Below are 10,252 nucleotides of genomic sequence, written 5' to 3'. Positions count from 1 at the left end.
GATGTCGGCATCGTCGAGGACGGTGAACGGGTCGGAGCCACCGAGCTCGAGGACGTACTTCTTCATGTGCCGGCCGGCGACCTCGCCGACCGCCGAGCCGGCCTTCTCGGACCCGGTCAGGGAGACCCCTTGCACGCGCGGGTCGGCGATGATGTCCGCCACCTGCCGGCTGTCGACGAAGGCGTTGATGTACGCGTCGCGCGGGAAGCCCGCGTCGTGGAAGACCTTCTCGATCGCCAGCGCCGACTGCGGGCAGTTGCGGGCGTGTTTGAGGATGATGGTGTTGCCGAGCGCCAGGTTCGGGGCGGCGAATCTGGCGACCTGATAGTAGGGGTAGTTCCAGGGCATCACGCCCAGCAGTGGGCCGATGGGCTCGGTGCGCACGAGCGCCTCGCCGCCCCCCGCGATCTCCAGCTGCTCGTCTGCGAGGAACTTCGCCGCGTTCTGGGCGTAGTACTCGTAGATCGACGCGACCAGCGCGACCTCGCCGCGGGACTGCGCGATCGGCTTGCCCATCTCCAGCGTGATGATCGCGGCGAGTTCGTCGCTGCGCTCCCGGTACAGGTCGGCAGCGCGCTGCAGCAAGCGGGTTCGTTCGGACAGCGGCACCGACCGGAAGGTGGTGTACGTCGTATACGACCGGCCGATGATCTCCTGCACCTCGGCGTCGCCGATGAGGGGGTATTCGGCGACACGCTGCCCCGTGGCGGGGTTGATGGTGGCGTAGGCGCTCATATGTTGGATCCTCCCGTTCGCGGCGGCGTGCGCCGGAGCCGGCAAACCGTCCTCTCAGCGCCCACCGGGCGGGCCGAGAATTGAGAGGGACGCGGCCTTCTTGCGCACTGTCAGCGTCGCATCGCGCCCGAGCGGAAGTCCAATACCGAACCAACCGGTCGCTATTGCAGTCCTAGTATCAATCAAGCCCTCTCATGTGCCGGCTGTGCATGGATGTGCGATGGGCGGGGGCATCTATGTCTGCGGGGTCGGGAGGACGGATTCGGACAGCCGGAGCACGGCGTGCAGCGCGCGATCGTCGCTGTCGCGCAGCCAGGCCATCCGCAGTTCGACGGGTGGAGCGTCGTCGGTGAGGCGTAGGAAGCGCAGGTGCGGGTCGGCGATGCTGTCGATCACGGAGGATAGGGTCAATGAGCAGCCGATCTCGGCGGAGACGAGTGACATCAGCGTCCATGAGTCCGGTGCGTGCTGGACGACGTCCGCGTTGAACCCGGCCGCTCTGCTCATCTGCCGAAGCCTTTCCAGCAGTAGCGTCCCGGTCTGGGGCTGCAGCGATACGAACGGTTCCCCCTCGAACTGCGCGATCGACACGGCATCGGCGTCGGCGAGGCGGTGGGTCTCAGGGACGGCGATGACCAGTTCCTCGATGGCGATCACGCGGGTGCGCACGATGGCGGGAATGTGATCCCATCGGCCGAGTGCGATATCGATGTCGCCACGGGTCAGCAGTTGCATCGCAGGCTGGGCGAAGTGCTGACTGAGCAGTTCGAGGTGGATGCCCGGGGGGTTCTGGTTGACGGCGCGGGCGAGCTGTCCGACCATCACGTTGGAGGACGCGCCCGCATACGCCAGCCTGACGTGGCCGATCTCGCCCGTTCCGGCCGCCCGGGCGACTCTGCTCACCCGATCCAGGGCGTCCAGCACCTCCTGGGCGGGTGCGATCAGCGCCTCTCCGACGGAGGTCAGCGTGACCTTGCGAGTGCTCCGTTCGAACAATCGCGCGCCCAATTCCCGCTCCAGCTGCTGGATGCCGCGGCTGATCGGCGGTTGCGCCATGTGGAGGCGCTCTGCGGCGCGCCCGAAATGCAGTTCATCGGCGACAGCGAGGAAGGCGCGCAGCTGCTGCAGATCCATCCGAAGATTATTGCACGTCCGGTACTGAATCGATGTCGATTGACGCGCAATCGGGATGGGTCGGCCGGGGACATGCAGATTCCCCGGCCGACCGGGGATCACTGTGCGGTGTAGCCGCCGTCCACGACGTACTCGGCGCCGGTCACGAAGGATGCCTCGTCGGAGGCGAGGAAGAGCACGACATTCGAGACCTCTTCCGGCTGACCCGGCCGGTCGAGGATCGTCGTGGACAGCACCGCCTTCGTCGACTCCGGCGTCGCCAGCAGCCCGGTGGTCATGGGGGTGGCGATGACACCGGGATGAACGGAGTTCACCCGGATGCCGTATTTCGCCAGGTCCACGGCGCTCGCCTTGGTCAGCAGCCGGACGGCGCCCTTGGACGCCTCATATGCGGCGGCGCTCGGCGCACCGATGATGCCGTAGATGGAGGAGATGTTCACGATCGATCCGCCGCCTGCGCGGGTCAGAGCGGGTGCCACGGCCTTCGTGCCCAGGAAGACGCCCTTAGCGTTGATGCGGAAGATCAGATCCCACTCCTCCTCTGTCGTCTCGTCGACGGGCTTCAGGATGAGTATCCCCGCGTTGTTCACCAAGATGTCGAGACGACCGAAACGCTGCTCGGCATCGGCCACGATCTCGTCCCATCTCGCCGCGACCGTGACGTCCTGCTCCAGCGCCACGACCGTCCCGCCGTCACGGTTCGCCTCGGCGACGGTCTGCTCGAGCCCGCCCGCGTCGACGTCGGTGGCGAGGACGGTCGCCCCTTCCTTGGCAAGACGGTGCACATGAGCGCGCCCCATCCCGTTCGCGGCGCCGGTGACGATCGCGACCTTGCCTGCAAGCCTGCTACTCATGAGTTGTTCTCCTTAGCCTCATTGCTGATCACGTACAGGCGCAGGCCGCTATCGGCACCGTCGCCTCTTGACACCGAGGCTGGCCTGCCGACGGCAGGCTCGAGTGTTCCGTTGTGGAACAGTCACCCTTTCATGCGAACGCCGCATCAGTATGCATCCGATCGGGTATTGGACGGACATAAACGAGTGCTGGGAGTCTGGGCGGACACAACGATTGAGGTGTTTCCGATGACGAAGAGCTCGCTCCCGGATGACCGGATGACGCAGGACGTGACCAGCGGGCCGTTCGCCGGTCTCCTGATCGCCGACTTCGGCAGGGTTCTGGCGGGCCCGTACTGCACGATGCTGCTCGCGGATCTCGGTGCGACCGTGATCAAGGTGGAGAGTCCACTGGGAGATGAGACACGCGGCTGGCGGCCGCCCGAGTACCGGGGCGAGTCGACCTACTTCCTCTCCATCAACCGGAACAAGAAGTCTGTCATGCTCGACTTTCGCGACCCGGACGACCTGGTCCTCGCGCAGCGGCTGGCGTCGCGAGCCGATGTGCTGACGGAGAACTTCAAACCGGGCGGTCTGCGGCGATTCGGCCTGGACTATGAGTCGGTCGCGCGGGAGAACCCCGGGGTGATCTACGCGTCGATCACCGGGTTCGGCACCGCGGGAGGCGCCGGGCTTGCCGGCTACGACCTGCTGGCACAGGCGCTGTCCGGACTGATGAGCGTGACCGGGGCGCCGGACACCGAGGGGTTCCGCTCGGGAATCGCAGTGTTCGATGTGATCGCCGGCTTGCACACCTGTGTCGCGATCACGTCCGCCCTCTACCACCGCCAGCATTCAGGGGAGGGCCAGCATGTCGAGGTGAACCTGCTGTCCTCCGCACTGTCGGGCATGGTCAACCAGACCGGTGGGTTCTTGCTCACCGGGCAGTCCCCGACCCGGATGGGCAACGACCACCCGAGCATCTACCCGTACGCGCCGTTTCCGACCGGCGACGGGGAGCTCATCCTCGCGATCGGCAACGACGTGCAGTTCGCCACGTTCTGCGACGCCGTCGGGTTGCCGCAGCTGGCCGCGGACACCCGCTTCGCGTCCAACGCGGAGCGCAGCGCGCACCGAGACGAACTCCGCCCGATGCTGACAGCGCGGCTGGCCTCCAAGACCGCGCAGGAGTGGTTCGACATCCTCAGCCCGCTGCACGTGCCGTGCGCACCGATCCTGGACGTTGGCGGAGGTGTCGAGTTCGCCACGCGGATCGGGCTGGAGCCCAGCGTCCTGGTCGGCCGCGGCGACCGGGCGGTGCCCACCATTCGCAACCCCATCACCTTCTCCCGCACCCCCGCGACGTACCGGACCGCTCCACCCGACCTCGACCAGGACAGCGCTGCCATCCGCCGGTGGCTGCAGGACGGGGAAGACCATGACGGCTTCGCCGGCGAGCGGGTGCCCGTCCCGGCAATTCGGGAAGAGGGGCGCTGAGATGACAATCGCGACGACAGCACAACGAGTAGACACGGACTTCTACCAGGTGGGCGACCTGCTCGGCGACGACGACCGCAGCCTGATCGCACGTGTACGGGGTTTCGTGGACGCCGAAGTCCTCCCTATCATCAACGACTACTGGGAGATGGCGGACTTCCCCTACCAGATCCTTCCCGCGCTGGGCGACCTCGGCATCGTCGGAACAGCGATCCAAGGCTACGGGTGCCCGGGGCTCACCCGCCTGCAGACCGGGCTGGTCGCGATGGAGCTGTCCCGCGGCGACGGCAGCGTGAACACGTTCAACGCCGTCCACTCCGGACTGGCGATGGGCAGCATCGCGTTGCTCGGCGACGACGAGCAGAAGCAACGGTGGCTGCCCGACATGGCAGCGCTGCGCAAGCTCGGCGCGTTCGCGTTGACAGAGCCCGACCACGGCTCGGACTCCGTCGCCCTGGAGACCACCGCTCGCCGGGAGGGGGATGTCTACGTCATCGATGGCATGAAGAGGTGGATCGGGCTGGGCCACGTCGCCGATCTCGTCATCCTCTGGGCCCGGGACACTGCGGATGCCAAAGTAAAGGCATTCGTCCTCGAGAAGGACGCCGACGGCCAGTACCCCGACGGGTACGTCGCCGAGGCGATCACCGGCAAGATCGCCAAGCGCGCGATCCAGCAGGCGCACATCGAGATCACCGGGCTTCGCATCCCCGTGGAGAACAAGCTCGCGGGATCGGCGTCCTTCCGGGACGTGTCCGCGATCCTCAACCGCACACGCAGCACGGTTGCCTGGGAAGCACTCGGCCACGCACTCGCCGCCTACGAAGCCGCCGCGTCCTATGTGCAGGACCGAGTCCAGTTCGGAAAGCCGATCGCCAGTTACCAGCTCGTGCAGAACAAGCTCGCCAACATGCTCGCCGACCTCACCGCCATGCAGTTGCTGTGCTTCCGCACCGCAACCCTGCAGGACGAAGGGCGCCTGAGCAACGAGCAGGCGTCACTGGCGAAGATGTTCACCGGCCAGCGCTCCCGTGCGCTGTGCCGCGACGCCCGCGACCTGCTCGGCGGCAATGGTCTTCTCCTGGAGAACCACGTCGCCCGCCACCTCACCGACATGGAGGTGGTGCACACCTATGAGGGCACCGACTTCATCCAGTCCCTGATCATCGGGCGAGAGATCACGGGCATCGCCGCGTTCTCATGACCTCGACGCTGCCCGCCTCAGTCGATACCCGCGACCCAGCCTTCCCGGAACGCGCCGTACCCCGCGGCGCGACTCGGCAGGATCGGAGAATCACCCATGACCTCGACCTTCGTTTTCGATGCCGTCCGCACCCCGTTCGGCCGGGCCGGCGGCACACTGTCGGCCACACGACCGGACGACCTTGCCGCACTCGTGATGGCCGCGTCGGTTCAACGGCTCGGGCTGGACCCGTCCGACATCGACGATGTGATTTTCGGAGACGCGAACCAGGCGGGCGAGGACAACCGCAACGTCGCGCGATTCGGTGCGCTGCTCGCCCGCTTCCCGACCACCGTCACCGGCACCACCGTAAACCGGTTGTGCGCATCCAGCGTCGAGGCGGTGGTCCAAGGCTCGCGTGCGATCGAAGCGGGAGATGCCCGAATCGTGCTCACCGGTGGTGTCGAGTCCATGAGCCGGGCGCCATTCGTCGTGGAGAAGTCGCCGAAACCGTGGCCGGCGGTCGGCAACCAGACGCTGTGGAATACCTCCATCGGATGGCGGATGATCAACCCGGCACTCCCGGCGCACTGGACGATCTCCAACGGGGAATCGGCCGAGAAGGTCGCACAGCTGCTGGGCATCACCCGGGAGCAGCAGGACGCGTACGCGGCGCGCAGTCATGAACTCGCCGCGAAGGCCTGGGCCGACGGCATCTATGACGCGGAGATCGTGCAGGTGCCCGGCGCTGAGCTGGTCCGCGACGAGGGAATCCGCGACGGGTCCACCATCGAGAAGCTCGCGACCCTCAGGCCCCTGTTCGCGAGCGAGAACGGCACCGTGACCGCCGGGAACTCGTCCCCCATCAACGACGGCGCCTCCGCGGTGATCCTCGGCGCGGAGCACGCGATCGACGCCGAACCACTCGCCCGTATCGCCGGCCGCGGATGGCACGGGGTGGACCCTGACCTGTTCCCCCTCGCCCCGATCGAAGCCGCGAACAAGGCCCTCGCCCGCGCAGGCAGGACATGGGCCGACGTCGACATCGTCGAACTCAACGAGGCCTTCGCTTCGCAGTGCCTCGCCGACATGAAAGGGTGGCCCGACCTCGACCCCCAAAGGGTCAACATCCACGGCGGCGCACTAGCCATCGGACACCCGCTCGGCGCGTCCGGGGGACGCATAGTAGGTCACGCCGCGCACGAGCTTGCCCGCCGCGGCGGAGGCGTCGCCGTCGCCGCGATCTGCATCGGCGTCGGCCAGGGACTCGCCATCGTTCTCGAGCGGTGAGCAACTCCGGATGATCGCCACGTTGCTCTTTCAGCACGCCCGGCCGGGTCGTTGGATCGAACCCGCTGAAGGTGAGGATGATCGCGCGGAAGCGAGGATCAAGACCGACAACGTCAAGGCAGGATCCTGGCTCTCCTGCCGCCGGGTCGGGGACTGGCAGGCAAGCCGCCGGGCGTGAGGTGAGCAATCGGGAGGATCGTCGGCCCTTTGCGGGGCGAGACAAGTGATGGGCGAGGGTACGACCGGGTCGCTTCTGCGCGGGAGTCGGTGATGATTCGGATACTGTCGCGGTAGAGGTCGCCGAGGCCTAAGGCCCGTCACCGACGCCACCTTGATCGTCAAGCCCGCACCGGCCGAAGCACAGCGTGCCGCAGACCTGGCCGCGACCGCGACCAGCAGCACCCCCGCGCCGGAGGCGGACTCCCCAGCATCTGCGGCGGCAGCAGCGGGCACGGCGGGAGGCGCTACGACCACCGCTCCCGCGCCAGCGCCTGCGAGGAAGCCCGCGGCGACCCGGTACGTCGGCAGCGCGCCGATCAGCGCCGAACGCTACTCCGCCGACTTCGCCAAGATCGCCACCGAGGTGCTGACCAACCTCGCCGCATCCGGCGCGAAGCTCACCATTTCGCTCTCCATCGACGCCATCCACCCCGACGGCTTCACCGAGCAGCAGCTCCGCACCATCCGAGAGAACGCCACAACCCTGAAGTTCACCACCAACGAGTTCGAGGCGGAGTAGCGGTGGCAATCGACCGTGAGATCAACCGGCGTCTGCTCATCCTCGCAGTCGTCCAGTCGGTAGGCGCTGACGGATGGGGTGCGGAAGAAGAAGCGGTGAGGGAGCGCCTTGCTGACCTGGGCGGTGATCCGTCACAGCTCGACCATTCCGAACTCCAGGAGCTTGCGCGGCGAGGGTGGGTAAGCACCAAGGACATGTCCTTCGGCGACTGGATCGGTGCTGTCACGCCCGCTGGGCGAGACGCAGCGGCGAGGATCGAGCAGGATCGAGCTGACGTTGCCGCACGTCGCATCGCGCTCCGCGACGTACTCCTACGCTGGCTCTACGACCGCATTCATGTCCATGATGCGCTGATGCCAGACCCCAAGGGCGTTCCCCAGTCCGGGGCCACGTACTTCGGGGTCGTGTTCACCGACACCGATGTCGAGAAGGCAAGTGCCGCGTTGAGGGACGCTGGTTACATTCGGGGCACGACTCTTGCTTCCGGCGAAATCACGCTCGTAGAACTGCTCCCGAAGGGAGTCCGGCTGATCGAACGCGGTGGCAGCGTGCGTGACGATGAGGCCACGAGCGGTACGACGATCACCACGACAGTGCACGGCCCCGCAAACATCGCGAACCAGAGTTCAAGCGTCAGTCAGAGCATTGACCTCAGCTCGACATGGCTGGTCAAGGCTGCTGAAACTCTGGACGGCATAGAGCAAGCCCTGCCCGCGCTCGGTCTCGCCGATGAGCACGAGGTGTCTGACGCGATAGCTGATGCACGCGGTGGCGTGGCCACAGAAGACCCTTCACGAACGAAGTCGGCTCTGGAGCGGCTCTTGCCTTTCCTCTCAGCGACGACAGCGGGAGCACTCGGGAATCTGGTCTCAAGCGGCGTCGTGACGCTCCTCGGGCTGATCCCGTAGCCGAAGGGACAACAGGCATGGCTCAGGGACTGACCAGCACCCAGGAGATCGTGGAGGTGCGCGTCGACAACTTCATGCGCGGGTCGATCAAGGACGCGCTCGCGCAGGAGCTCGCCGCCCGGCCGGAGCACCGTATCGTCGCCTTGTCCACAGTCGCGGGCGGCGACGAGTTCAACGGCGTCATCCGCGTAGTGGCCGTCGTCGAGTACCTGTAGGCATCGTGGGCAAGCGCGCCGACAGTGATGAGCACTACGTTCTCGACCTCTGCGACGAGGTGATCGGGGTCTGCGGGGAGCGACAGGCGACGTTCCTGTGGCTTGTCGGCGACGTGTCGCCGACGACCGGACGGGCTCGCAGGCTCCCTGTCGACGGGTATTGGCCTGCGCTGGGGCTCGTGGTTGAGTTCCAGGAGAAGCAGCACACCGTGGCCGTCCCGCTGTTCGACCGCCGCGCGACCGTCTCCGGTGTGCCCCGTGGCGAGCAGCGGCGGCTCTACGACCAGCGAAAGGCGGAGATCCTGCCGCAGCAGGGTATCCGGCTCGTCGTGATCCACAAGTCGGAGTTCACGACCAAGGCTGACAGGATCGTGCGCGATCATGAGCGCGACATCGCCGTCGTCCGCGCCCGCCTTGTCTGATCTCGGAAGCCCTCCAGAGACCAGTACACGTCTTGCACATCGAGGTCGAGCCCGCCCGAGGGCGGGCTCGGCGGCTCACCTCCCTGACGAGAGAGGCGGTACCGGGTGTCGGTTTCGATGCGGGTCATGGGCGCGGGGGACGGCTACAAGTACCTGCTGCGCTCCGTGGCGTCGGCTGACGGCGAGCGGGCGCTCTCGACGCCGCTGACCCGGTACTACGCCGAGCAGGGCACACCGCCGGGCCGCTGGATGGGCGGCGGGCTCGCGGCGCTCGGGGAGGGTGAGATTCACGAGGGCGCGCCGGTCTCGGAGGCGCAGCTCCAGCTTCTGCTGGGGATGGGGCGCGACCCGGTGACCGGCGATCCGCTGGGGAAGGCGTATCCGGCGTTCCCGAGCGTCGAGGATCGGATCGCGGCGCGCATCTCGCGGCTCGATCCGGCGTTGGGCGCGGATGAGCGAGCTGAGGCCGTTGTGGTGATCGAGGCGGAGGAGTCGGCGCGCACCTCGCGGCGGGCGGTCGCCGGGTACGACTTCACTTTCTCGCTGCCGAAGTCCGCCTCGGTGCTGTGGGCGGTTGCGGACGCAACGACGCAGGCACGGATCGCGGAGGCGCACCATGCGGCGGTTGCGGAGGTGGTTGCGTTCATGGAGCGCGAGCTTGCAGCGACGCGCTCGGGCGCAACGTCCCGCGACGGCGCGGTTGCGCAGGTCGAGGTGACCGGGCTCATCGCCACCGCGTTCGATCACTTCGACTCGCGGGCGAGCGACCCGCAGTTGCACACGCATGTCGTGGTGAGCAACAAGGTGCGCACCCTGTTCGACGGCAAGTGGCGGTCGCTCGATGGCCGGCCTTTGCACGCGGCGACCGTGGCGCTGAGCGAGCTGCACACCGCGGTGTTCGCCGATCACCTGACCCGCGTGCTCGGCGTCGGGTGGGAGCGGCGCGACCGGGGCGCGGATCGCAACCCGGTGTGGGCGGTCGCCACGGTGCCCGAGGAGCTGGTCGCCGAGTTCTCGTCCCGGTCGCGGCACATCGACATCGAGAAGGATGGCCTGATCGCCGACTACGAGGCCGCGCACGGGCACGCGCCGTCACGGGAGACGATCATCCGGCTGCGGCAGCAGGCGACGCTGGCGACCCGGCCCGACAAGGAAGTCCGCCCGCTCGCCGACCTCGCCCAGGAGTGGCGCACCCGCGCGAGCCGACTGCTGGGCCGGGATGCCACCGAGTGGGCGCGAGAAGCCGTCGCGGTCGAGCCCGCGAAGCTCCTGCGCGCGGAGGATGTGCCGCTGGAG

General features: G+C 67.4%; 12 protein-coding genes. 9 read left to right on the top strand and 3 right to left on the bottom strand.

The annotated features are described in order from the left end of the window. The 3 genes from BGN98_RS04815 to BGN98_RS04805 all read right to left on the bottom strand — a co-directional run. Positions 1-735: aldehyde dehydrogenase family protein (locus tag BGN98_RS04815; RefSeq protein WP_288119921.1), on the bottom strand; the 735-nt coding region annotated here is incomplete at its 3' end. Positions 736-969: 234 nt separating this feature from the next. Then, positions 970-1,971 (bottom strand): LysR family transcriptional regulator, encoded by a 1,002-nt coding sequence (locus BGN98_RS04810; protein ID WP_288119919.1) that lies wholly within the window; start codon positions 1,969-1,971, stop codon positions 970-972. Further along, entirely contained in the window at positions 1,968-2,723 is a 756-nt protein-coding gene (locus BGN98_RS04805; protein WP_125131921.1) for an SDR family NAD(P)-dependent oxidoreductase, read from the bottom strand. Before BGN98_RS04805 ends, BGN98_RS04810 begins: the two co-directional genes overlap by 4 nt. On the opposite strand from BGN98_RS04805, the gene BGN98_RS04800 reads away from it, so the two are divergent. The 9 genes from BGN98_RS04800 to mobF form a co-directional block, all read left to right on the top strand. Further along, the gene (locus BGN98_RS04800) at positions 2,655-4,199 is read left to right on the top strand and encodes a CaiB/BaiF CoA transferase family protein (RefSeq protein WP_288119918.1); all 1,545 of its coding nucleotides are present in this window, start codon (positions 2,655-2,657) and stop codon (positions 4,197-4,199) included. The two genes, BGN98_RS04805 and BGN98_RS04800, sit on opposite strands and share 69 nt — an antisense overlap. A gap of 1 nt (position 4,200) precedes the next feature. After that, positions 4,201-5,403: an acyl-CoA dehydrogenase family protein gene (locus BGN98_RS04795; protein WP_125131919.1), complete on the top strand. Its 1,203-nt coding sequence runs from the start codon at positions 4,201-4,203 to the stop codon at positions 5,401-5,403. Between the two features lie 96 nt (positions 5,404-5,499). Next, a complete protein-coding gene (locus BGN98_RS04790; RefSeq protein WP_125131918.1) occupies positions 5,500-6,672 on the top strand; it encodes a thiolase family protein in 1,173 nt (390 codons plus the stop codon). Between the two features lie 10 nt (positions 6,673-6,682). Then, positions 6,683-6,850 carry a hypothetical protein gene (locus tag BGN98_RS04785; RefSeq protein ID WP_164515465.1) on the top strand — a complete coding sequence of 56 codons (168 nt, stop codon included), beginning with the start codon at positions 6,683-6,685 and terminating at the stop codon, positions 6,848-6,850. A gap of 153 nt (positions 6,851-7,003) precedes the next feature. Continuing rightward, on the top strand, positions 7,004-7,411 hold the full coding sequence (locus tag BGN98_RS04780) for a hypothetical protein (protein WP_125131917.1): 408 nt from the start codon (positions 7,004-7,006) through the stop codon (positions 7,409-7,411). 2 nt (positions 7,412-7,413) lie between these two features. Beyond that, complete coding sequence (locus tag BGN98_RS04775; RefSeq protein WP_125131916.1) at positions 7,414-8,319, top strand: hypothetical protein; 906 nt, start codon at positions 7,414-7,416, stop codon at positions 8,317-8,319. 17 nt (positions 8,320-8,336) lie between these two features. After that, entirely contained in the window at positions 8,337-8,534 is a 198-nt protein-coding gene (locus BGN98_RS04770) for a hypothetical protein (RefSeq protein WP_125131915.1), read from the top strand. A 5-nt stretch (positions 8,535-8,539) separates the two neighbouring features. After that, positions 8,540-8,956, top strand: a complete 417-nt coding sequence (locus tag BGN98_RS04765) for a hypothetical protein (RefSeq protein WP_102209312.1) — start codon at positions 8,540-8,542, stop codon at positions 8,954-8,956. 105 nt (positions 8,957-9,061) lie between these two features. Beyond that, positions 9,062-10,252 (top strand): MobF family relaxase (mobF, locus tag BGN98_RS04760; RefSeq protein WP_502687811.1); only part of this gene is annotated, 1,191 nt, incomplete at its 3' end.

The sequence above is a fragment of the Microbacterium sp. 69-7 genome (assembly GCF_001897985.1).
Classification (GTDB): domain Bacteria; phylum Actinomycetota; class Actinomycetes; order Actinomycetales; family Microbacteriaceae; genus Microbacterium; species Microbacterium laevaniformans.
Note: the sequence above shows the minus strand (reverse complement) of the source record. Positions and strands in the feature narration are given on the sequence as shown.

Excerpts from the sequence above, each read along its gene's own strand:
- BGN98_RS04800 (WP_288119918.1), top strand. The coding sequence starts at position 2,655 with ATGAGCGCGCCCCATCCCGTTCGCGGCGCCGGTGACGATCGCGACCTT.
- BGN98_RS04795 (WP_125131919.1), top strand. The coding sequence starts at position 4,201 with ATGACAATCGCGACGACAGCACAACGAGTAGACACGGACTTCTACCAG.
- BGN98_RS04790 (WP_125131918.1), top strand. The coding sequence starts at position 5,500 with ATGACCTCGACCTTCGTTTTCGATGCCGTCCGCACCCCGTTCGGCCGG.
- BGN98_RS04805 (WP_125131921.1), bottom strand. The coding sequence starts at position 2,723 with ATGAGTAGCAGGCTTGCAGGCAAGGTCGCGATCGTCACCGGCGCCGCG.
- BGN98_RS04785 (WP_164515465.1), top strand. The coding sequence starts at position 6,683 with ATGATCGCCACGTTGCTCTTTCAGCACGCCCGGCCGGGTCGTTGGATC.
- BGN98_RS04770 (WP_125131915.1), top strand. The coding sequence starts at position 8,337 with ATGGCTCAGGGACTGACCAGCACCCAGGAGATCGTGGAGGTGCGCGTC.